A 21,862-nucleotide genomic window follows, 5' to 3' on the forward strand; every position below is an offset into this window, starting at 1 on the left:
TCACGTGCCGGCGCGCAACGCTGTCCGGCTCCCTTTCGCGTTCGACGATTCCTGATCTTGCACTGAGTCATACCGGAAACGGGCCGACACCGCGGAAAGCCTCGACGGATAAGCCGATCATGAAACGCGCTTGTCTTTACCGCGCGACCCTTGCGGACGTGCCGCTAGCGCGTCGGCGACACCGTCCGGGGCGGGTCGCGTGCCGGCCCGCTCGCGTCACCGGGTTAGTCTGCGGGTTCACCCAGGTCCGCGCAGCCGGCGACGGTACGGCGGCCACCGGACGAGGATCGAGAAGGTGTATCTCAAGAGCCTGACGGTGAAGGGCTTCAAATCCTTCGCCTCCGCCACGACGTTGAAGCTGGAGCCCGGGATCACCTGCGTGGTGGGCCCGAACGGCTCCGGCAAGTCCAACGTCGTCGACGCCATCGCCTGGGTGCTCGGCGAGCAGGGCGCCAAGGCGCTGCGTGGCGGCAAGATGGAGGACGTCATCTTCGCCGGCACCGCCGGCCGCGCGCCGCTGGGCCGCGCCGAGGTCACCCTCACCATCGACAACACCGACGGCGCGCTGCCGATCGAGTACACCGAGGTCTCCATCACCCGCCGGATGTTCCGCTCCGGCGAGAGCGAGTACGAGATCAACGGCAACTCCTGCCGGCTGCTCGACATCCAGGAACTGCTGTCGGACTCCGGCATCGGCCGGGAGATGCACATCATCGTCGGCCAGGGCCGGCTCGACGGCATGCTGCACGCCAAGCCGGAGGACCGCCGCGCGTTCATCGAGGAGGCCGCCGGCGTCCTCAAGCATCGCAAGCGCAAGGAAAAGGCGCTGCGCAAGCTCGACGCCATGCAGGTGAACCTGAACCGCCTGACCGACCTCACCGCCGAGCTGCGCCGCCAGCTCAAGCCGCTGGGCCGGCAGGCGGAGGTGGCCCGCCGCGCCGCCGCCATCCAGGCGAACCTGCGCGACGCCCGCCTGCGGCTGCTCGCCGACGACCTGGCCACCCTGCGGACCACCCTGGACCGGGAGATCGCCGACGAGACCGCGTTGCGGGAGCGCCGCGAGCAGATCGAGGGCGAGCACGCCGAGGTGCAGGGCCGGCTCGGCGAACTGGAGGCCGCCCTCGCGGAGGACGCGCCGCTGCTCGCCGCCGCCCAGGACACCTGGTACAAGCTGTCCGCCCTGCAGGAACGCTTCCGCTCGATCGAGCAACTCGCCCGGGAACGCCTGCGGCACCTCAGCGCCACCGGCGACGACGAGCGGCCCGGCCGCGACCCGGACCAGCTGGAGGCCGAGGCCGAACGCGTCCGCGAGCAGGAGGAGGAGCTGCGCGCGGCCCTCACCGACGACCAGATCCGGCTGGCCGAGGCGGTGGAGCACCGCCAGGAGCTGGAACGGCAGCTCGCCGCCGCCGAACGGGAGCTGGTCGCCGCCGCCAAGGCCATCGCCGACCGGCGCGAGGGAATGGCCCGGCTCACCGGCCAGGTCAACTCGGCCCGCGCCCGGACCACAAGCGCCGGCGAGGAGATCGAACGGCTCGCCGTCGCGCACGCCGACGCGCTGGCCCGTGCCGAACAGGCACAGGCCGACCTGGACGCGGTGGCCGCGCAGTCCACCGAGGCGGACCGGGACAACGCCGACCTGGACGCCCGGCACGCCGAGGCGGTCGCCGAGCAGGAGCGTGCGCAGGCCACCGTCCGGTCGCTCGCCGACGCGGAGCGGGCCGCCGAGAAGGACGCCGCCACCTGGAAGGCCCGCGAGGAGGCGCTCGCCCTGGGCCTGCGGCGCAAGGACGGGGCCGGCGCGCTGCTCGCCCGCGCCGACGACGTACCCGGCCTGCTCGGCAGCCTCGCCGGACTGCTCACCGTCGCTCCCGGCAACGAGGCCGCGCTTGCCGCAGCGCTCGGTGGGCTCGCCGACGCGGTCGCCGTGAGCGGGGTCGACGAGGCAGTCGAGGCGATGCGGCTGTTGAAGATCTCCGACGCCGGCCGGGCCGGCCTGCTGGTCGGCAGCCCGGCCGGACCGGGCATGACCGGCTCCGCCGACGCGCTGCGCCCGAAGCTGCCCGACGGCGCCCGCTGGGCACCCGACCTGGTGGAGTGCGGCGCCGAGCTGCGTCCGGCTGTGCACCGGGCGCTGCGGGACGTGGCGCTCGTCGACGACCTGGCCGCCGCGGCGGAGCTTGTCGCCGGCAACCCGGAGTTGCGCGCCGTCACCCCGGACGGGGACGTGGTCGGCGCGTACGCGGCGGCCGGCGGGTCGTCCAAGGCGCCCAGCTACATCGAGGTGCAGGCCGCCGTCGAGGAGGCCCGTACCAACCGGCTCACCGCCGAGCGGGCCGGCGCGGAGCTGCGCGACCAGCTCGTCGAGGCGCGCGCCGAGGTGACCACCGCCAAGGAGCGGGTGCAGCACGCCGCCGCCGAGAAGCGCGAGGCGGAGAGCCACCGCAACGCCGCCGCCCGCCGGCTCGCCGAGCTGGGCGCCGCGGCCCGCTCGGCGAAGGCGGAGACCGACCGGCTCGGCGACTCCCGCTCCCGCGCCGAGGCCGCCCGGCAACGGGACCTCACCGCGCTCGCCGAACTGGAGGAGCGGCTGCGCCTGGCCGAGGAGACCCCTGTCGACGCCGAGCCCTCCACCGAGGAACGGGACCAGCTCGCCGCCATGGTGCCGCAGGCCCGGCAGAACGAGATGGAGGTCCGGCTCGCGGTGCGTACCGCCGAGGAGCGGGTCTCCTCGATCGCCGGCCGGGCCGACTCCCTCGCGCGGCAGGCCACCGCGGAGCGCGCCGCGCGGGAACGCGCCGCCGCCCGGCGGGCCGCGCGTACCCGGGGCGCGGGCATCGCCCGGGCCGTCGCCGGCGGCGCCCGCGAGGCGCTGACCCGGCTCACCACCTCGATCGCGACGGCCGAGGAGCACCGCGACGCGGTCGCCCGGGAACGGGCCGCCCGCGAGGCGGAGCTCCAGGAGGTACGCGGGGCCGCCAAGCGGCTCGGCGCCGAGCTGGAGCGGCTGACCAGCCAGGTGCACCGGGACGAGGTGGCCCGCGCCGAGCAGCGGCTGCGCATCGAGCAGCTGGAGGCGAAGGCCGCCGAGGACTTCGGGCTGGACGTGGAGAGCCTGGTCGCCGAGTACGGCCCCACCCAGCCGGTCCCGCCCACCCAGGCCGACGTGGCGATCGCCGAACGGGACGGGCTGCCGGTGCCCGAGCCGGTCCGCTACGAACGGCCGGTGCAGGAGAAGCGTGCCGCCAAGGCGGAACGCGAACTGGCCCTGCTCGGCAAGGTCAACCCGCTCGCGCTCGAGGAGTTCGCCGCGCTGGAGGAGCGCTTCAAGTTCCTCTCCGAGCAGTTGGAGGACCTCAAGGCCACCCGGCGGGACCTGCTCACCGTGGTCAAGGACGTCGACGAGCGGATCCTGGAGGTCTTCGCCAGCGCGTTCGAGGACACCGCCCGGGAGTTCGAGCAGGTGTTCACAGTGCTCTTCCCCGGCGGCGAGGGCCGGTTGATCCTCACCGACCCCGAGGATCTGCTCACCACGGGCGTCGAGGTCGAGGCCCGCCCGCCGGGCAAGAAGATCAAGCGGCTGTCGCTGCTCTCCGGCGGCGAGCGGTCGCTGACCGCGGTGGCCATGCTGGTGGCGATCTTCCGCGCCCGGCCCAGCCCGTTCTACATCATGGACGAGGTGGAGGCGGCCCTGGACGACGTGAACCTGGGCCGGCTGATCACGTTGCTGGCACAGTTGCGGGAGAAGAGTCAGCTGATCGTCATCACCCACCAGAAGCGGACGATGGAGATCGCCGACGCGCTCTACGGCGTGACCATGCGCGGCGGGGTCACGCAGGTGATCAGCCAACGGCTCAACCGGGCCGACGAGGACGACAAGCGGCACGGCCGCGGCGAGGAGAACGGGTAGTGGCTCGGGAACGCGCAACGGCGCTCCTGCTGGATCTGGACGGCGTTCTGCGCCGGTTCGACCCGGCGGTCGCCGCCGGGGTGGAGCGGGAGTACGGCCTCGCCGACGGGGTGCTCACCGAGATCGCCATGCAGTGGGGCCGGCTCCAACCGGTGCTCACCGGGCAGGTCACCCACGCCGACTGGGTCACGAGCGTGGCCGACGCCCTGGCCGAGCCGGCCGGAGGCGCGGACCGGGCCCGCGCGGCGGTGGAGCAGTGGCAGCGCTACCGGGGCGAGGTGGACACCGAGGTGCTCGACTTCGTCCGGGAGGTACGCGCCGCCGGGATCCGGGTCGGCCTGGCCACCAACGCCACCGACCTGCTCGACGCCGACCTGGCCGCGCTCGGGCTGGTCGGCGAACTGGACGTGGTGGTCAACTCCTCCACGCTCGGCGTGCACAAGCCGGCCCCGGAGTACTTCCAGGCCGCCTGCCAGGCGCTTGCCACCCCGCCGGCCCGGGTGCTCTTCGTCGACGACGAGGACTGGGCGGTACGGGGTGCCCGCGCGGCTGGCCTGTCGGCGCACCGCTGGGGCGGCCACGCCGACCTGCGCTACCTGCGGGCGGCCCTGGACTACTGAACGCCACTCACTCGCCTGTGACGCCGTCGATGCGTTCCCGGATCAGGTCGGCGTGACCGTTGTGCCGGGCGTACTCCTCGATCATGTGCACGTAGACCCAGCGCAGGCTGAAGGTGCGGGTCCCGTCGCCGCGGGTCAGCGTGAACGTCTCGTCCAGGGACCGTCCCTCGGCCACGGCCCGCGCCGCTTCGACCTCGGCTGTGAAGGCGGCGAAGGCGGCCTCCGCGTCGGCGCCGGCCGCAGCGTGGAAGTCGGCGTCGTTGTCGGTGCTGTAGTCGAAGAGGTCGGGCAGGTCCTGGCCGGCGGAGCGCTGGCGGAACCAGGAGCGCTCGACGTCGGTCATGTGCAGGACCAACCCGAGAAGGCTCAAGCCGGACGGCTCGACGCTTGCCGTGCGCAACTGCTCGGCGGTGAGGCCGGCGCACTTGTGCAGCAGGGTGTCGCGGTGGTAATCGAGCCAGCCGTCCAGCATGGTGCGCTCATCAGCGACCAGGGGCTCGTGGCTACGGTCGATCTCCGGTGCTCTCCATGTCGTCATCGGGTCATCCTGCAGCTCGGGTACGACAGCCGCGAGCGGGTTTTCAGGGCACCACGACGACGGGCCAGCGCCCGGTGCGGACCAGACGGGTGGCGACCGAGCCGACCAGCCGGTGACCGGCCTGCTCGGAGGCCCCCACGACCACCATGTCGGCTTGGCACTCGTCAGCGGCCGCGCACAGTTCGGCGTACGCGTCGCCGCGCCGGCACAGGAACGTCAGTGGCACACCCAGCTCCTCGGCGCCACGCCGGCATTCCCGGCGCAGCTCGTCGGCCAGTTCGTCGTGGGTGCGCTGCACCGCGGCGGCGTCCATCCCGGGCACCAGGGCGCTCAGCCCGCTCGTCGAGCTGACGAAGACCACCACCAGCGAGGCGCCCTGCCGGCGGGCCAGGCCGGCGGCGTACCAGCCGGCCCGCTCCGAGGTGCGGGTGCCGTCCACGCCGACCAGGACCACCCGGGGCCCGTCCGTGCCGCGTTCGAAGGGCAGCGGACGGGTCCGGGGGCCGTACTCCTCGCGGTCCGGTGCTCCCACGCTCATGGCTGCTTACTCATCTCTGCTCGCCGGTACGGACCACGCCAGCGCCAGCGCCGGCCGGGATTGCTGATTCTCGCTCGGTCTCGGCGCCGATCGGAGAGCTGTTGTGCTGGCGCAGCGGTACCTCCTTGATGAAGATCACCGCGATCAGCGCGATCAGCGCGAAGGGCGCGGCGGCCAGGAAGATGTCACCGGCGCCGTGGCCGTACGCGCTCTCCACCACGAGCCGGATCGGGCCGGGCAGGGCGTGCACGTCGGGCAGGACTCCGCCGCTGCCCGAGCCGGCTGCGGAGATGCCGAGCCGTCCCAGGCCGTCCGCCGTGTAGCCGGTGACCCGGTGGGCGAGCACCGCACCGAGCACGGAGACGCCGATCGCGCCGCCCAGGCTGCGGAAGAACGCCACGGTCGAGCTGGCCACGCCGAGCTCGTGCGTGCCGACGGTGTTCTGCACGGCGAGGACCAGGTTCTGCATCGTCATGCCCAGGCCGACGCCGACCAGCGCCATGTAGACGCTGAGCAGGGTGAAGCTGGTGTCGGCCCGCAGTGTGCCCATCAGCGCGAAGCCGGCGGTGAGCAGTGCCGTACCGATCACCAGGAACCGCTTCCAGCGGCCGGTCCGGGTGATGATCCGGCCGCTCAGTGTCGAGGACACCAGCAGGCCGAGGATCATCGGGAGGGTCATCAGGCCGGACATGGTCGGGCTCTGGCCACGGCTGATCTGGAAGTACTGGCCGAGGAAGACCGAGGCGCCGAACATGCCCACGCCGACCGCGATGCTGGCGACGACAGCCAGGGCGATGGTGCGGTTGCGGAACAGCCGGGGCGGGATCATCGGCTCGGCGGCCCGGGTCTCCACCCGGATCGCCAGCGCGGCGAGCACCAGGGCACCGACCACCATGACGACGCTCTGCCAGGAGGCCCAGGCGAACTGGCCGCCGGCGAGCGAGACCCAGATCAGCAGCACCGAGACGGCCGCCGTGATCAGGGTGGCGCCCCACCAGTCGATCTGCGCCTTCCGCTTCACGACAGGCAGGTGCAGGGTCTTCTGGAGCACGACGAGCGCGGCGATGGCGAACGGCACGCCTACGTAGAAGCACCAGCGCCAGCCGAGCCACGAGGTGTCCACGATCACACCGCCGATCAGCGGGCCGCCGATGGTGCCGACGGCCATCACGGCGCCGAGGTAGCCGCTGTAGCGGCCCCGCTCGCGCGGCGCGATCATGGTCGCCATGATCACCTGGGCCAGCGCGGTGAGGCCACCGGCACCGATGCCCTGGAGCACCCGGCAGGCGATCAACTCGGTGGTGCCCTGTGCGGCGCCGGCCAGCACCGAGCCCAGCACGTAGATCCCCAGGGAGATCTGGACCAGGAGCTTCTTGCTGGTCAGGTCTGCGAGTTTGCCCCAGATGGGGGTGGTCGCGGTGGTCGCGAGCAGGGCCGAGGTGACCACCCAGGTGTACGCGGACTGACCGCCGCGCAGTTCGGTGATGATCCGCGGCAGCGCGTTCGAGACGACCGTGGAGGAGAGGATCGCGACGAACATGCCGAGCAGCAGGCCGGAGAGGGCCTGCAGGATCTGCCGGTGGGTCATGTCGACGCCGGTCGCCCGTGTGGGCGCTGTCGCCTGGGTCATCGTTGCTGCCTCCGGGAGGAGTGAGTGGTGAAAGCGGTGAACCGCCGGAGTGTTGCCCGAGGCAACCATGAACTAGTTGCCTGAAGCAACAACCTGTGGGACCCGAGGTTCATTCCCCGCACCGCGTTGTCACTGCCAGGCGTCGTTGAACCGGCCGAGCAGACGCGCGAACTCCTCGACGTCCCGGGCCGGCCAGTCGTTCATGGTGCGCAGCAGCTCTCCCACCCGCGCGGAACGGGCGGCGTCGAACCGGCGCTGGCCCTCCTCGGTGAACGTGATCTGCGCGGCCCGCCTGTCACTCGGGTCGGGGTCGCGGCGGACCAGGCCGAGGACCTCCAGCGCGTTGATCTGCCGGCTCAGCGTCCCCTTGCCCACACCGAGCCGAGCCGCCAACTCCGTCAAACGGATCGACCCGCTACGCCGCAGCCAGAGCAGCAGCCCGTAGGTGTTCGGTTCGAGGTTCGGATGCACCTCCCGGGCGATCTCCCACGAAACCGCCCGGCCACGACGCAACAGGGCGGTCAACTCGTGCTCGACCGCCCGGATCGGCTCCGGCAGGTGCTCATCCACGGGCTAGAGACTACGACGCGGCCCGCTCGCCGGCTGCCGACAGTCGGCGCCGCATCACCGGTCGTAGGTGCCCGTCCTTCGTGGTGCCCTCGATCGTCACGTCCGCCCCACGCCCCTCGTGGGTCAGGGTCGCCACCGCGTTGCCGAAGTAGGGACCGGCCAGCTTGCGCCAGCGCACCCCCGGCCGGCGGACACCCGCCGAACGGGCCAGCGCCCGGGTGGCCCCCGCCGGACCCGCCGACCAGCCCAGCCGCATCAACGGGCGGACGCCGGCTGGCACCTGGTTGTGGATCGGTGAGCAGGTGAGCTGGTGTACGGGGGTGACCACGGCCGGGTCGGCGAACCGGGCCCGGGCCACGTACGAGTGGTGCACATCCCCGGAAAGCACGCTGATAGACGCCGGTGGGGCGTAAGCCGGGCCGGCGCCCACCCGGGCGCCCGACTCCCTCGGGGTGCCGGTGCCGATCCGGGCGAACGTCTCCGCGAGCGCCTCGAAGGACTGCCGGAACGCCGCCCAGTGCTCCAGGTCCAGAGCGCGGCGCAGCTTCTCCGCCCAGCGGGCCATCCACGGCCGGTGCGAGTCCGCCAACTTCTCGTTCCACGCCTCGATGTGGTGGATGCCCTGCGGCAACAGCCAGGGCAGCGAGGCGCCGACCACCAGGTGGTCGTAGACCCCGTGCGCCTGGTCGAGGAACCAGGACCACTCGCCGGGCGGCAGCATCGCCCGGCTGCCCGGTTCGAGCACCCGGCTACACCTGTTGTCGAGCATGACCAGCCGCGTCCGGCCCAGGTCCAGGGCGTAACTCCACTGGTACTGCACCGCGCGCCAGCGCTCGGTGTCGTGCGCCAGGTCGGACTCTTTGTCGACCCGGTGCCCGAACTCGCGCAGCACCCCCGTGGCGTCCTCGGCGGCGGCGACCTTCGCGAAGACCGGGTCGGCGGCGATCTCGTCCGGGGAGAGGTTGCCGAGGTGCTGGTAGACCCAGTACGAGGCGAGGCCGCTGCCGATCCGCTCCTGCCACCACGGCTGCTCGCGCATCTCGGCACGCCACGACTTCGAGGTGTTCCAGTCGTCGATGACCTCGTGATCGTCGAAGATCATCACGCTCGGCACGGTGGAGAGGAGCCAGCGGATCTCCGGATCGCGCCACGACTCCAGGTACAGCTTCGTGTACTCGTCGAAGCTCACCACCTGGTCGGCCGGGGCGCCCTTCGGCCGCCGCCGGCGCCGACGCAGCAGCCGGCGCACCGTCGGCGAGGTCACATCGGCGTACACCTGGTCGCCGAGCAGCACCAGCAGGTCCGGCAGCGCGTTGGAATCCGGGTCGGCCATCAACCGCCTGGCGTACGCGTCGAGCGCGTCCGGCGGCAGCCTGCGGGTCGTGGAGTGCTGGGTGGTCTCCCGGCACGAGCCGAAGATCAGGTTGACCGGCTGGTCCCGGTCGTCGGCCGCCCGGGTGCGGATCACGCTCGGCGGGAAGCCGCCGCTGGCCACCGGCCAGACCAGCTCGTCGTCGACAAGCACCTCGTAGGTGGTGGTGCTGTCCGGGGTGAGCCCCTCCACCACGACGAGGGCGTAGTGGTGGTCGTACGCCGAGAAGGTGGGCGCGGTGCCTGTGGCGCCGCCGGCGGTGCGGACCGTGACCACGGCGGGCGCCGCCGTCTCCACCCAGATGGTCGCCCTGGTGTCGACGACTCGCCGCAGGAGTGGACCGATGAGGAGGTGTGCGGCGGGCATGTCGCCGAGCCTACCGCCGGTTCCTGGCACCAGCCGGGTGCGGTGGCTGGGACGCCGTCGCCGCCATCTGACAGGATTCCGGCATGGCCGAATATCTCGTCCTCGCTCTGGTCCTGCTCGGTGTGCTGATCGCCGGCACAGTCGGGCTGGTCGTGCCGCGGTTGCGGCGGCGGCCCGAGCCCCCGCTGCCCCGCACCGAGGTCGACACCAGGGCCGAAGAGGATCTCGCCGGCCCGCCGGTCGAGGCACCCGAGTCCGATCTGTCCACTGGTGTCCTCGTCGAGCCGCCACCGGTCATCGAGGCACCCCCCGTCGAGGTGCCCGAGCCGACCGCCGGGCGGCTGGTCCGGCTCCGCTCGCGGCTGTCCCGCTCGCAGAACGTCTTCGGCAAGGGTCTGCTCGGCCTGCTCGCCCGCGACCACCTCGACGAGGACGTCTGGGAGGAGATCGAGGACAGCCTGATCAGCGCCGACGTGGGCGTCGACGCCACCCGGGACATCGTCGACCGGCTCCGCGAACGGACCCGGGTGCTCGGCACCCGCTCGGCCTCCGAGCTGCGCGCGCTGCTCGCCGCCGAGCTGGTCAACGCCCTCGACCCGGGCATGGACCGCTCGCTGCGGACCGCCCCGAAGGAGGGCGTGCCCGCAGTCGTGCTCGTGGTCGGCGTCAACGGCGCCGGCAAGACCACCACCTGCGGCAAGATCGCCCGGGTGCTGGTGGCCGACGGCCGCAGCGTGCTGCTCGGCGCCGCGGACACCTTCCGGGCCGCCGCCGCCGACCAGCTGGAGACCTGGGGGTCCCGCGTCGGCGCCGAGACCGTCCGGGGCCCCGAGGCCGCCGACCCGGCGAGCGTCGCCTTCGACGCGGTCAAGCGCGGCATCGACACGGGCGTGGACACCGTGCTCATCGACACCGCCGGCCGGCTGCAGAACAAGGTCGGCCTGATGGACGAGCTGGGCAAGGTCAAGCGCGTGGTCGAGAAGCAGGGGCCGATCGACGAGACACTGCTCATCCTGGACGCCACCACCGGGCAGAACGGCCTGGAACAGGCCCGGGTCTTCACCGAGGTGGTGAACGTGACAGGCGTGGTGCTGACCAAGCTCGACGGCACCGCCAAGGGTGGCATCGTGATCGCCGTGCAACGCAAGCTCGGCATCCCGGTGAAGCTCGTCGGTCTCGGCGAAGGCAAGGACGACCTGGCCCCGTTCGACCCCGCGCAGTTCGTCGACGCGCTGCTCGGGACCGAGGCCACCGGACGGGACGCGTAGTCTCTGGTGACCACCGACGATCGCGCGTACGCGGGCTGGCGCGACCCCGGCCACCCCTCGCAGCGCCTCGGGAGACCGTACGTGACTTCGCAGGAGATCCCGCTGCACGGCGGCAACGTGAGCACGGTTGTCCGGGTCGGGGACACGGTCCGTCGCAACGCCGGACCGTGGACCCCGTCCGTGCACGCCCTGCTGCGGCACCTGGAGTACGTGGGTTTCACAGGCGCCCCCAAGGCGCTCGGCATGGACGAACGCAACCGCGAGGTCCTGTCGTACCTGGAGGGGGAGTGCGGGGAGTACCCGCTCGCCCCCCACTGGGTGACCGACGAGGCTCTTGTCACCGTCGCCACCATGCTGCGGATGTTCCACGACGCGCAGTACGGCTTCACCCCGCCGCCCGGTGCGGTCTGGCGCTCGTTCGGGCCGCCGCCGCCGGACACCGAGGTGATCTGCCACCACGACGCCGCGCCGCACAACGTGATCTGGCGACCCGACGGCACGCTCGGGCTGATCGACTTCGACCTCGCGTCGCCAGGCGCCCGGATCTACGACGTGGCGTACGCGGCCTGGACGTGGGTGCCGATCTTCGCGGACCGGGACTCGATCACCCTGGGGTGGAAGCGTCCGGACCGGCCGCGCCGGTTGCGCCTCTTCGCCGACGCGTACGGGCTGATCCCGCGGGACCGGCACCGGCTGATCCGCACCATCCGCAAGCGGATCGTGGACCACGTCGAGGGGATCCGCCGGATGGCCGCCGCCGGTGAGCCGGCGTTCGTCCGGATCGTGCACAAGGGCCACCTGCGCCGGCCGATGCGCGACCTGCGGCTGCTCGACTACGAGCGGCACGCCCTGGAGAACGCCCTGCGCTGAGCGCCGATCGGTCGATGGACCCGACCGGTCGGCCATCGACGTCCACCGCACGGTCGATCCGCCCCTGTCCATGCCGCGTACTGTGCGGACTTCGTGACACGTACGAAACAACCTGTCACGAAACGGAAACCGGCACGGGCCCCTGGGTGAAACAGCCGGCCGCGAAGCTTCCGCGCAACCGGCCTACGGGCGACGCTGCCCCGGAAAGCCGCGAAGGAGGACTTCACCTTTTAGGAGGCCAGCGTGCCTGAAGCACCGACGATCGACGGCGCCAATACCACGTGGCTGCTGGTTTCGACCGCGCTCGTGCTGCTCATGACCCCCGGACTGGCGCTGTTCTACGGCGGCCTCAACCGGGCCAAGGGCGTACTCAACATGATGATGATGAGCTTCTCCGCCATCGGGCTCATCAGTGTTCTGTGGTGGTTCTACGGCTTCAGCGTCGCCTTCGGGACCGACGTGAACGGTTTCTGGGGCGACCCGGGCGCGTACCTCGGCACCAAGACCTTCCTCGCCGAGACCGACCTGTGGGGTGCCACGGCGGAGAACCCCAGCGGCATCGGGGTCCCGCTCTACGTGTTCATGGCCTTCCAGATGGTCTTCGCGGTGATCACCGTCGCGCTGATCAGCGGCGCCATCGCCGACCGGGCCAAGTTCGCCGGCTGGCTGCTGTTCGCGTTCGGCTGGGCCACCCTTGTCTACTTCCCGGTCGCCCACTGGGTGTGGGGCGGCGGCATCATCGGCGCCGACATCCACGCGCTCGACTTCGCCGGCGGTACCGCTGTGCACATCAACGCCGGTGCGGCGGCCCTGGCCGTGGCGCTGGTGCTCGGCAGGCGGCTCGGCTGGCCGCGTGAGGGCATGAAGCCGCACAACATCCCGCTCGTCGCGCTCGGCGCCGGTCTGCTGTGGTTCGGCTGGTTCGGGTTCAACGCCGGCTCGGAACTGACCGTCGACTCGGTCGCCGGTCTCGCCTTCATCAACACGCAGCTCGCCACGGCGGCGGCGGTGCTCGGCTGGATCGCGGTCGAGTGGATCAAGGACCGGAAGCCGACGATGGTGGGCGCCTCGTCCGGCGCCATCGCCGGCCTGGTCGCCATCACCCCGGCCTGTGGCTTCATCGCCCCCTGGGCGGCCGTCCTGCTCGGCGTCGTCGCCGGCGCGGTGTGCGCCGTCGCCGTCGGCCTCAAGTACAAGCTCGGCTTCGACGACTCCCTCGACGTGGTAGGTGTGCACTTCGTCGGTGGTTGGATCGGGTCGCTCTGGCTGGGCCTGTTCGCCACCAACTCGGTGAACGCCGCGATCAGCGACGTGGTGGGTGCCTCCGACGGCCTCTTCTACGGCGGCGGCGCGACCCAGCTCGGACGGCAGGCCCTGGCCGGCCTGATCGTCACCGTGTGGTCGTTCGGCATCGCCTGGGTGCTGGCCTTCGTCATCGAGAAGACGATCGGCTTCCGCGTCCGGGGCGAGGCCGAGGTCGAGGGCATCGACATCGCCGAGCACGCCGAGAGCAGCTACGACCTGTCTCCTGCGGGCGGCGGCACGGGCAGCGCGTTCGCGATGGCCGGCATCGGCACCCCCGGTGGCGGTACGAGCGGCGCCAAGCCGGAGGCCGAGCCCGCCGAGCCCGTAAGCGAAAAGGTCGCCGGTTAACGTTCCTGGGATGGAGGGGTTGGACATGAAGCTGGTGACCGCGGTCATCAAGCCGTACCAGCTGGACGCGGTGAAGGAGGCCCTGCACGCCCTCGGCGTGGCCGGGCTGACCGTCAGCGAGGTCCAGGGGTACGGGCGGCAGAAGGGGCACACCGAGGTCTATCGGGGTGCCGAGTACACGGTCGAGTTCCTGCCCAAGATCCGGGTCGAGGTGCTCACCGACGAGATCGACGTGGACAAGGTGGTGGACGCCATCGTCGGCGCCGCCCGTACCGGCAAGATCGGTGACGGAAAGGTCTGGGTCACCGGTGTCGAAGAGGTCGTCCGGGTACGCACCGGCGAGCGCGGCCTCGACGCCCTCTGACCTCGACCACCACTGACATGACCTCGTTGATCAAGGGGAACGCGTCCGGTCAGGCAGCTGACGGCGACGCGAACCACTTGATCAACGAGGTCGTCGGCGTACGCGGGGGGATCGGGGAGGCCGCCCGGGTGGGGCGGGCGGCCGCGTACGACGCCTTCCTGCGCGGGCTGCTGCCGGCACGGGACGGCGTGGCGCTGCTCGCCGTCGGCGGGTTGGGGCGTCGGCAGTGCGCGCCGTACGGCGACCTCGACCTGGTGCTCCTGCACGCCGGGGTGCCCGGCACCGACGAGCTGGCCGCCTCGGTGTGGTACCCGATCTGGGACGCCGGCCTGCGCCTCGACCACTCGGTACGCACCGTCTCCGAGGCGCTGTCGGTGGCCCAGGACGACGTCAAGGTGGCCCTCGGGTTGCTCGACGCGCGGCTGGTGGCCGGCGACCGGCCACTTGCCGACTCGCTGATCCGTACCGCCGCCGACCACTGGCGGCGCACCGCCGTGCGGCACCTGCCCGGTCTGCGGGCGGTCACCGAGGCCCGCTGGCAGGCCCACGGCGAGCTGGCCTTCCTGCTGGAGGGTGACCTCAAGGAGGCCGCCGGCGGGCTGCGGGACGTGGGGCTGCTGCGGGCGATCTCCGCCGCCGGCATCACCGACGCGCTGCGCCCCGCCGTACGCGCCGCCCACAGGCGCCTGCTGGACACCCGCGACGCCCTGCATCAGCAGGTCGGCCGGCGGGTCGACCGGCTGGTCGCCCAGGAACGCGACGGCGTGGCCGCACTGCTGGGGCTGGAGAACGGCGATGCTCTCCTGCGCCGTGTCGCCGGGGACGCCCGCACGGTCAGCCACGCCCTGGATGACGCCTTCCGGGCCGCCGACCGGCTGCGGTCCGGCAGGTCCCGGGGCGGAAACGGTCGTCCCGTCCGCCGCCCGGTGGCCCGTGACGTCGTCGAACACGACGGCGAGCTGGTGCTCGCACGGACCGCGATCGGAGCACGCCCCGACCCGAGCCTGTCCCTGCGGATCGCCGCCGCGGCGGCCGCCACCCGGCTGCCGATCGCGCGAGCCACCTGCGAGTGGCTGGCGGCGTACTGCCCCCCGCTGCCGGCGCCCTGGCCGGCCGAGGCCAGGGCCGCGCTCACCACGCTGCTGGGCGCCGGTCCCGGTCTGGTGCCGGCCTGGGAGACGTGTGACAGGTACGGGCTTGTCGACGGCTGGCTGCCCGAGTGGACCCGCCTGCGCAGCCTGCCCCAGCACAACCCGGTGCACCGCTACACCCTCGATCGGCACCTGGTGCAGACCGCACACGAGGCCAGCCGGCACACCCGCGAGGTGGAACGCCCCGACCTGCTGCTGCTCGGCGCCCTGCTGCACGACATCGGCAAGGGCCTCCCCGGTGACCACAGCACGGTCGGGGTGCCGCTCGCCGAGGCGGTGGCGACCCGGATCGGACTGCCGGCCGCCGAGGCCGAGCTGATCGGCAGGCTGGTACGTCTGCACCTGCTGCTGCCGGACGTGGCCACCCGACGGGACCTGGCGGATCCGGTCACCATCGCCTCGGTGGCGGAGGCGGTAGGTGACACAGGCACGCTCGACCTGCTGCACGCGCTGGTCCGCGCGGACGCGGCGGCGACCGGGCCGGCGGCCTGGTCGGACTGGAAGGGCCGGCTCGTCGCCGAGCTGGTCTCCCGGGTCCGTACCGCACTGGACACCGGCGTACTGCCCGAGCCTCCGGCTCCGGACCCGGCACTGCTGGCCGGGCCGCTGCCTGTCGTCCACCTCGCCGAGGACCGGGTGGCGGTGGCCGCCGCCGACCGGCGTGGGCTGCTCGCCACGGTGGCCGGCTGCCTGGCGCTGCACCGGCTGGAAGTGATCTCGGCGGACGCCTCGGCCGTCGACGGCCGGGCCCTGGTCGAGTGCCGGGTGCAACCCCGCTACGGGCTGCCACCGGACCCGGTCCCACTCCGGGCCGACCTGCGCCGCGCTGTCGCCGGGGACGTGTCGGTCACCCAGCGCCTGCGCGGGCGTGCGCTCGCCGGTCGTGGCGCCGGGGCGGCACCCCGCGTGGTGTGGCACCGCGAGGCGGCCACCGACGCCGTGCTCCTGGAACTGCGCGCCGCCGATGCCGCCGGGCTGCTCTACCGGGTCGCCTGCGCGCTCGACGAGGCCGGCGCCCTGGTCCGCGCGGCCCGGATCTCCACCCTCGGCGGCGACGTGGTGGACGCCTTCTACCTGGTGGGCGGCTGGCCGGAGGACGCCACCCGAGCCCGCCTGGAGGCCGCCGTCCTCGCCGCCGTCTGACCGGCGGTTCCCGGCCGTCGTCGAGCCGCGCGTCGGTCCGGTCGCGCGACGACGGCACGCTGCTCGTACGAGCCGACCACCTCGTTGAGCGACATACCGCAGAGGCATATTCATACCTGGGAGTCATATCGCTCACCGGTGTGGGCGCCGCCGCTTCCCCGGCGGTGGCGGGTACGTCGGCGGACGTAGCGGCGGTGCCGTCGCCGGACGCACGACGGGTGCTCCCGGCGCGGGCAGAATGACGGCCATGTGGCGCGGCGGGTGGCAGACGAGAGCGGCGGACGCCCTGCTCGCTCTGGCGCTGCTCGGGTTCGGGCTGCTCGCCACCGGCCTGGCCGGGGACAACCAGCCCGAGTCGCGGCCGGTGGACGCCGTCTGTCGGCTGCTGATCGCCGTCGCCGCGCTCACCCTGTCCGTCCGGCGGCGCGTCCCGCTCGTCACCCTCGCCGTGGTCACCGTGGCCACGGCGACGTACCTGCTGATCGGCTACCCGTACGGCCCCGTCCTGCTCACGTTCCTGGTGGCGGTGTACAGCGTGGCGGTACGGCTGCCGGTACGCCCGGCCGCGCTCGCCGCAGGCGCCGCGTTCGTCCTGCTGCTGGCCCACGTCTTCTTCGCCAGGGGTCCGGCGCCGGGTTGGACGGGAGTGCTGCCCGCCTCGGCCTGGGTGGTCGTACCGTTCGCGGTGGGGGTGGTGGTGCGCGTGACCCGGGAGGCCGCCGCCCGCACCCGGGTGGAGCAGGCCCGCGACCGCGCCGAACAGGCCCGGCGGCAGGCCGACGAGGAGCGGCTGCGCATCGCGCAGGAGGTGCACGACGTGGTGGGTCACGGGCTGGCAGCGATCAGCATGCAGGCCGACATCGCCCTGCATCTGCTGCCGAAGCGGCCGGAGCAGGCCGAGGTCGCCCTGACCGCGATCAGTCGGACCAGCCGGGAGGCGCTCGACGAGCTGCGGGTCACCCTCGGCGCCGTCCGACGGGGTGCGGAGCGTGGGCCGGTACCCGGTCTGGCCCGGCTCCCGGCGTTGCGCGACCGGCTCGCCGGAGCGGGGCTCACCGTGGAGGTACGCGTGGTAGGTGATCCCCGGGAGCTGCCGGCGGCGGTGGACCTGGCCGCGTACCGGGTGGTGCAGGAGGCCCTGACCAACGTGCTGCGCCACGCGCGGGTGGCCCGCGCGGAGGTGACAGTGGGGTACCGCCCCGACGAGGTGACAGTCGAGGTCAGCGACCGGGGCGCGGGGGCCACCCGGGCCGGTCTGGATCCGGCCGACGACGAGAGCGGGCACGGCCTGGCCGGGATGCGGGAACGGGTCACCACGCTGGGCGGGCGGCTCACCGCCGGGCCGCGCCCGGACGGCGGCTTCCGGGTGGAGGCGCGCCTGCCGGTGGGGTCGGTCCCGTGATCCGGGTGCTGATCGCCGACGACCAGGACCTGGTCCGGCTCGGTCTGCGCGCGCTCGTGGAGAGCGAGGACGACCTGGCGCTGGCCGGCGAGGCGTCCGACGGGCTGCGGGCGGTGGAACTGGCCCGCCGGGAGCGGCCCGACGTGGTGCTCATGGACATCCGGATGCCAGGCATCGACGGCATCGAGGCGACCCGCCGCATCGTCGCCGACCCCGACCTGACCGGCACGCGGGTGGTGGTGCTCACGACCTTCGAGCTGGACGAGTACGTCTTCGACGCGCTGCGCCACGGCGCGAGCGGGTTCCTCACCAAGGACACCCGGCCGGCGGAGCTGCTGCGCGCGATCCGACTGGTGGCCGAGGGCGAGGCGCTGCTGTCGCCGTCGGTGACCCGTCGGGTGGTGCGGGAGTTCGCCACCAGGCCGTCGCGGGCGCTGCGCCCGCACCCCCGGCTCGACACGCTCACCGACCGGGAGCGCCAGGTGGTCGGCCTGGTCGGCCAAGGGCTGAACAACGAGGAGATCGCCGCCCGGTTGGTGCTCAGCCCGGCGACCGCGCGGACCCACGTCAGCCGGGCGATGGGCAAGCTGGGAGCCCGGGACCGGGCGCAGCTCGTCGTCTTCGCGTACCAGTCGGGGTTGGTCTCGGGGTGAGGCCCGGGCCGCCAGCGGCCCGGCAGCGGGGCGGCTACCCTAGCGGTGGTCGGACTCCGCAGTGCCGGCCGCGTTGTGCCCGCCGGAACACTGACAAACGGGATGTTCGCGTGTTTGACACCTTGAGTGACCGCCTGTCCGGGATCTTCACCAAGCTCCGCGGCAAGGGACGGCTCACCGACGCCGACATCGACGCCACCGCGCGCGAGATCCGCCTCGCGCTGCTGGAGGCGGACGTCGCGCTGCCGGTGGTCAAGGGCTTCATCGCGGCCGTCAAGGAGCGTGCCCGCAGCGCCGAGGTCTCCCAGGCGCTGAACCCGGCCCAGCAGATCATCAAGATCGTCAACGAAGAGCTGATCAACGTGCTCGGCGGCGAGGGCCGGCGGCTCCAGTTCGCCAAGCAGCCGCCCACGGTGATCATGCTGGCCGGCCTCCAGGGCTCCGGTAAGACCACCCTGGCCGGCAAGCTGGCCCGCTGGCTCAAGGGCCAGGGGCACCAGCCGCTGCTGGTCGCCGCCGACCTCCAGCGCCCCAACGCCGTCGGGCAGCTCCAGGTGCTCGGTGGTCGGGCCGGCGTCGAGGTGTACGCCCCGGAGCCCGGCAACGGCACCGGCGACCCGGTGCAGGTGGCGCGCGCCTCGATCGAGCACGCCAAGCGGGCCGCCCGCGACATCGTCATCGTCGACACCGCCGGCCGTCTCGGCATCGACGCCGAGATGATGCAGCAGGCCGCCGACATCCGCGACGCCGTCCAGCCGGACGAGGTCATCTTCGTCATCGACGCGATGGTCGGTCAGGACGCCGTGCGCACCGCCGAGGCGTTCCGCGACGGCGTCGGCATCACCGGCGTGGTGCTCTCCAAGCTCGACGGCGACGCCCGTGGTGGTGCCGCACTGTCGGTCCGCGAGGTCACCGGGCAGCCGATCCTGTTCGCCTCCACAGGCGAGAAGCTGGAGGACTTCGACGTCTTCCACCCCGACCGGATGGCCAGCCGGATCCTCGGCATGGGCGACGTCCTCACTCTGATCGAGCAGGCCGAGCAGGCCTTCGACTCGGATCAGAAGGAGAAGATGACCGCCAAGCTGATGGGCGGCGAGCAGTTCACCCTCGATGACTTCCTCGACCAGCTCATCGCGGTACGGCGGATGGGCCCGATCGCCAACGTGCTGGCCATGATGCCCGGCATGGGGCAGATGAAGGACCAGCTCGCCGACCTCGACGACAGCCACTTCGACCGGGTCACCGCGATCATCCGGTCGATGACCCCTGGCGAGCGCAACAACCCGAAGATCATCAACGGCTCCCGCCGGGCGCGCATCGCCAACGGCTCCGGCGTCACGGTGATGGACGTCAACCAGCTGCTCAACCGCTTCGCCGACGCGCAGAAGATGATGAAGCAGATGGGCGGCATGATGGGCCTTCCCGGCGGCGGCCGGCGCAAGGCCACCAAGTCGCCGAAGAACAAGCGCAAGGGCACCAAGGGCGGCGGCCGTCCGCGTACCGGCGCCGGGATGCCCGGAGGCTTCCCCGGTGGCATGCCGCAGCTCCCGCCGGGCATGGACCCGAACGACCTCGCCGGAGGCCAGGGCCTGCCGCCCGGCTTCAAGCTCCCGAAGATCGACTTCAACAAGCTCGGCAAGGGCGGCGACAACCGCCCCCGCTGAGCGGGTGTGGGTGGGACCGACGGCTTCGCGAAGGCCCCGGTGATCGGGTAGGACTGTGCGCATGGCTCTTCACGTGCGCGGTGTGCTCCTCCCCGACGACGAGGTACGGGATCTCTGGCTGGTCGGCGACCAGGTGACCTTCACTCCGGTCCCCGGGGCGGAGACGGTCGTCGACGGCGGCTTCGTCCTGCCGGGGCTCGTCGACGCGCACTGCCACATCGGCATCGCCCGCGGCGGCGCCCCGATCACCTCCCTCGACCAGGCCCGCGAGCTGGCCCACGTCGACCGGGACGCAGGTGTGCTGGCGATCCGCGACGCCGGCTCGCCGTATCCGTACCCCGAACTCGACGACGAACCGGACCTGCCGCGACTGGCCCGCGCCGGCCGGCACGTCGCGCCGCCGAAGCGCTACCTGCGCGACATCGGGGTGGAGGTCGGCGCCGCCGAGGTGGCCGCCACGGTTGCCGCGCAGGCGCGGGCCGGCAACGGCTGGGTCAAGCTGGTCGGCGACTGGATCGACCGTGGCGTGGGCGACCTCGCGCCGGCCTGGGACGCCGACACCCTCACCGCGGCCGTCCAGGCCGCGCACGACGCCGGGGTACGCGCCGCGGTGCACACCTTCTCCGAATCGGCCGTCGAGATCATGGTGCGGGCCGGCGTGGACTCGGTGGAACACGGCACCGGGCTCAGCCTCGACCTGATCGACGAGATGGCCCGGCGCGGCACCGCGCTGATCCCTACCATGATCAATATCGCCACGTTCGGCGGCATCGCCGAGCAGGCGCGGGCCAAGTTCCCCGGGTACGCCGACCACATGCTCGCCCTGCGCGACGGCTTCCCCGACGTGGTGCGCGCCGCCCACGAGGCGGGCGTACCGATCTACGTCGGCACCGACGCAGGCGGCGGCATCGACCACGGGCTCGCCGCCGAGGAGATGCTGCTCCTGCACGAACGGGCCGGAATGTCGCAGCTGGACGTACTCGCCGCCGCCTCCTGGGGCGCCCGGCAGTGGCTCGGCTTCCCCGGCCTCGTCGAAGGCGGCCTCGCCGACCTGACCGTCTACCCCGAGGACCCCCGCCGCGACCTGCGCGTCGTCCGTGCCCCGTCCCGCACGATCCTGCGCGGCCGCGTCCTGCGCTGACCCGCTTCCGCTCCGCGGCCTCGCGCGCCCCGCGCGCCTCGCGCGCCGCGCAGCCCGCGCGCGCCCGCACACCCGCGTCGCCGCGCAGCCCGCGTCGCCGCGCAGCCCGCGCGCCGGGCAGCCCGCGCGCCGGGCAGCCCGCGCGCCGGGCAGCCCGCGCGCGCCGCAAGATCGTGCTCGATCCAGGATGTAGTGGCCTCCGATGTCGTGGCATGCCACTACATCCAGGATCGAGCCTGATCTTGCGCGGGACCGAAGGAAGATCCGCGCAACATCGGTGTTATTGCTGCCTCAGGCGCTCGTAAGACAGCAACTTCAGGGAAGTTGCGCGGATCTTGCGGCATGCGCCGGCTCGGGCGCAGGCGCGGGTGTGCTGCGGTCGGCTCGCGGTGCCGGGTCAGCGGGGTGGGCGGGCGGCGGCGCTGAAGAGGCGTACGGCCAGGTCGGTGAGGGCCGTGGCGGTCTGGTCGATAGGGGAGCGGGGGAGCACGATGTGGCTCACCACCAGCCGGACGATCGTGTCGGCGGCGAAGGCCAGCGCGGCCTGGTCGGCTCCGGGTAGGTGGTCGCCGGCCCAGTCGATGAGCGCGCCGGACGCCTCGGTGAGCACCACCTCGGCCCGTGTCGTGAGGTACGGAAGCAGTTCGTCGGACCCGCCACGGGCGCTTGTCAGGATGGCCTTGACCAGCGGGTTCTCGGCTGCGGTGGTGAGGGTGCGTTCGATCGCCGCGTACGCGCCGGCGTGTACGTCGGAGCCGTGCGCGAGCAGGGCGGCGCGGACCTCGCCGACGAACCGGTCCACCTCCCGGCGGGCGAGCGCCTCGGCCAGCCCCGCCTTGCTGCCGAACTCGTTGTAGACGGTCTGCCGGCTCACCCCCGCCGTGGTGGCCACCCCGCCCATCCGGACCGCGTCCCAGCCCGCCGCGATGGTCCGTGTGCGGGCGGCGTCCACGATCGTGTCCCGCAGCCGCTGGCGGGGCGAGTCCATCGATGTAGTCATGGTGGTCGA

At 72.7% G+C, this 21,862-nt stretch carries 17 protein-coding genes; 11 read left to right on the forward strand and 6 right to left on the reverse strand.

Annotated features, from left to right (window positions below):
• Nucleotides 1–295: 295 nt before the first annotated feature.
• Both smc and ACFY1S_RS04270 read left to right on the forward strand, forming a co-directional pair.
• Nucleotides 296–3,910 carry a chromosome segregation protein SMC gene (smc, locus tag ACFY1S_RS04265; protein WP_387112741.1) on the forward strand — a complete coding sequence of 1,205 codons (3,615 nt, stop codon included), beginning with the start codon at nucleotides 296–298 and terminating at the stop codon, nucleotides 3,908–3,910.
• On the forward strand, nucleotides 3,910–4,530 hold the full coding sequence (locus ACFY1S_RS04270; protein WP_387112743.1) for an HAD family hydrolase: 621 nt from the start codon (nucleotides 3,910–3,912) through the stop codon (nucleotides 4,528–4,530). The genes smc and ACFY1S_RS04270 overlap by 1 nt, the downstream gene beginning before the upstream one ends.
• 7 nt (nucleotides 4,531–4,537) lie before the next feature.
• On the opposite strand, the gene ACFY1S_RS04275 is transcribed toward ACFY1S_RS04270, so the two are convergent.
• The 5 genes from ACFY1S_RS04275 to ACFY1S_RS04295 form a co-directional block, all read right to left on the reverse strand.
• Complete coding sequence (locus ACFY1S_RS04275; RefSeq protein WP_387112745.1) at nucleotides 4,538–5,068, reverse strand: DinB family protein; 531 nt, start codon at nucleotides 5,066–5,068, stop codon at nucleotides 4,538–4,540.
• 43 nt (nucleotides 5,069–5,111) lie between these two features.
• Nucleotides 5,112–5,606, reverse strand: coding sequence for a universal stress protein (locus tag ACFY1S_RS04280; RefSeq protein WP_357981096.1), 495 nt, complete (start codon nucleotides 5,604–5,606; stop codon nucleotides 5,112–5,114).
• A 10-nt stretch (nucleotides 5,607–5,616) separates the two neighbouring features.
• Nucleotides 5,617–7,236 (reverse strand): MDR family MFS transporter, encoded by a 1,620-nt coding sequence (locus ACFY1S_RS04285; RefSeq protein ID WP_387112748.1) that lies wholly within the window; start codon nucleotides 7,234–7,236, stop codon nucleotides 5,617–5,619.
• A 129-nt stretch (nucleotides 7,237–7,365) separates the two neighbouring features.
• Nucleotides 7,366–7,806, reverse strand: coding sequence for a MarR family transcriptional regulator (locus tag ACFY1S_RS04290; RefSeq protein ID WP_364366874.1), 441 nt, complete (start codon nucleotides 7,804–7,806; stop codon nucleotides 7,366–7,368).
• A 10-nt stretch (nucleotides 7,807–7,816) separates the two neighbouring features.
• Entirely contained in the window at nucleotides 7,817–9,544 is a 1,728-nt protein-coding gene (locus ACFY1S_RS04295) for an alkaline phosphatase D family protein (protein WP_387112750.1), read from the reverse strand.
• Nucleotides 9,545–9,627: 83 nt separating this feature from the next.
• Here ACFY1S_RS04295 and ftsY point away from each other — a divergent pair, with 83 nt between their 5' ends.
• From ftsY to ACFY1S_RS04340, 9 genes are all read left to right on the forward strand, one after another.
• Nucleotides 9,628–10,812, forward strand: a complete 1,185-nt coding sequence (ftsY, locus tag ACFY1S_RS04300; protein ID WP_364366869.1) for a signal recognition particle-docking protein FtsY — start codon at nucleotides 9,628–9,630, stop codon at nucleotides 10,810–10,812.
• Nucleotides 10,813–10,818: 6 nt separating this feature from the next.
• Nucleotides 10,819–11,682 (forward strand): aminoglycoside phosphotransferase family protein, encoded by an 864-nt coding sequence (locus tag ACFY1S_RS04305; protein WP_387112752.1) that lies wholly within the window; start codon nucleotides 10,819–10,821, stop codon nucleotides 11,680–11,682.
• Nucleotides 11,683–11,925: 243 nt separating this feature from the next.
• The gene (locus ACFY1S_RS04310) at nucleotides 11,926–13,335 is read left to right on the forward strand and encodes an ammonium transporter (protein ID WP_364366863.1); all 1,410 of its coding nucleotides are present in this window, start codon (nucleotides 11,926–11,928) and stop codon (nucleotides 13,333–13,335) included.
• Nucleotides 13,336–13,360: 25 nt separating this feature from the next.
• Nucleotides 13,361–13,699 (forward strand): P-II family nitrogen regulator, encoded by a 339-nt coding sequence (locus tag ACFY1S_RS04315; RefSeq protein WP_172862163.1) that lies wholly within the window; start codon nucleotides 13,361–13,363, stop codon nucleotides 13,697–13,699.
• A 17-nt stretch (nucleotides 13,700–13,716) separates the two neighbouring features.
• Nucleotides 13,717–15,993, forward strand: coding sequence for a [protein-PII] uridylyltransferase (locus ACFY1S_RS04320; protein WP_387112755.1), 2,277 nt, complete (start codon nucleotides 13,717–13,719; stop codon nucleotides 15,991–15,993).
• Nucleotides 15,994–16,240: 247 nt separating this feature from the next.
• Entirely contained in the window at nucleotides 16,241–17,395 is a 1,155-nt protein-coding gene (locus ACFY1S_RS04325) for a sensor histidine kinase (protein WP_387112757.1), read from the forward strand.
• Nucleotides 17,392–18,048, forward strand: a complete 657-nt coding sequence (locus tag ACFY1S_RS04330) for a response regulator (RefSeq protein ID WP_387112759.1) — start codon at nucleotides 17,392–17,394, stop codon at nucleotides 18,046–18,048. Before ACFY1S_RS04325 ends, ACFY1S_RS04330 begins: the two co-directional genes overlap by 4 nt.
• A 110-nt stretch (nucleotides 18,049–18,158) precedes the next feature.
• Nucleotides 18,159–19,712, forward strand: a complete 1,554-nt coding sequence (gene ffh / locus ACFY1S_RS04335; protein WP_387112761.1) for a signal recognition particle protein — start codon at nucleotides 18,159–18,161, stop codon at nucleotides 19,710–19,712.
• Between the two features lie 61 nt (nucleotides 19,713–19,773).
• The gene (locus ACFY1S_RS04340; RefSeq protein WP_387112763.1) at nucleotides 19,774–20,853 is read left to right on the forward strand and encodes an amidohydrolase family protein; all 1,080 of its coding nucleotides are present in this window, start codon (nucleotides 19,774–19,776) and stop codon (nucleotides 20,851–20,853) included.
• Between the two features lie 397 nt (nucleotides 20,854–21,250).
• Here ACFY1S_RS04340 and ACFY1S_RS04345 read toward each other — a convergent pair whose 3' ends face one another.
• Nucleotides 21,251–21,853, reverse strand: coding sequence for a TetR family transcriptional regulator (locus tag ACFY1S_RS04345; protein ID WP_387112765.1), 603 nt, complete (start codon nucleotides 21,851–21,853; stop codon nucleotides 21,251–21,253).
• Between the last annotated feature and the right edge of the window lie 9 nt (nucleotides 21,854–21,862).

The organism is Micromonospora sp. NPDC000663 (assembly GCF_042898105.1).
Lineage (GTDB): Bacteria > Actinomycetota > Actinomycetes > Mycobacteriales > Micromonosporaceae > Micromonospora.

Excerpts from the sequence above, each read along its gene's own strand:
- ACFY1S_RS04320 (WP_387112755.1), top strand. The coding sequence starts at position 13,717 with ATGACCTCGTTGATCAAGGGGAACGCGTCCGGTCAGGCAGCTGACGGC.
- ACFY1S_RS04295 (WP_387112750.1), bottom strand. The coding sequence starts at position 9,544 with ATGCCCGCCGCACACCTCCTCATCGGTCCACTCCTGCGGCGAGTCGTC.
- ACFY1S_RS04280 (WP_357981096.1), bottom strand. The coding sequence starts at position 5,606 with ATGAGCGTGGGAGCACCGGACCGCGAGGAGTACGGCCCCCGGACCCGT.
- ACFY1S_RS04315 (WP_172862163.1), top strand. The coding sequence starts at position 13,361 with ATGAAGCTGGTGACCGCGGTCATCAAGCCGTACCAGCTGGACGCGGTG.
- ACFY1S_RS04345 (WP_387112765.1), bottom strand. The coding sequence starts at position 21,853 with ATGACTACATCGATGGACTCGCCCCGCCAGCGGCTGCGGGACACGATC.
- ACFY1S_RS04275 (WP_387112745.1), bottom strand. The coding sequence starts at position 5,068 with ATGACGACATGGAGAGCACCGGAGATCGACCGTAGCCACGAGCCCCTG.
- ftsY (WP_364366869.1), top strand. The coding sequence starts at position 9,628 with ATGGCCGAATATCTCGTCCTCGCTCTGGTCCTGCTCGGTGTGCTGATC.
- ACFY1S_RS04340 (WP_387112763.1), top strand. The coding sequence starts at position 19,774 with ATGGCTCTTCACGTGCGCGGTGTGCTCCTCCCCGACGACGAGGTACGG.
- ACFY1S_RS04285 (WP_387112748.1), bottom strand. The coding sequence starts at position 7,236 with ATGACCCAGGCGACAGCGCCCACACGGGCGACCGGCGTCGACATGACC.
- ACFY1S_RS04325 (WP_387112757.1), top strand. The coding sequence starts at position 16,241 with ATGTGGCGCGGCGGGTGGCAGACGAGAGCGGCGGACGCCCTGCTCGCT.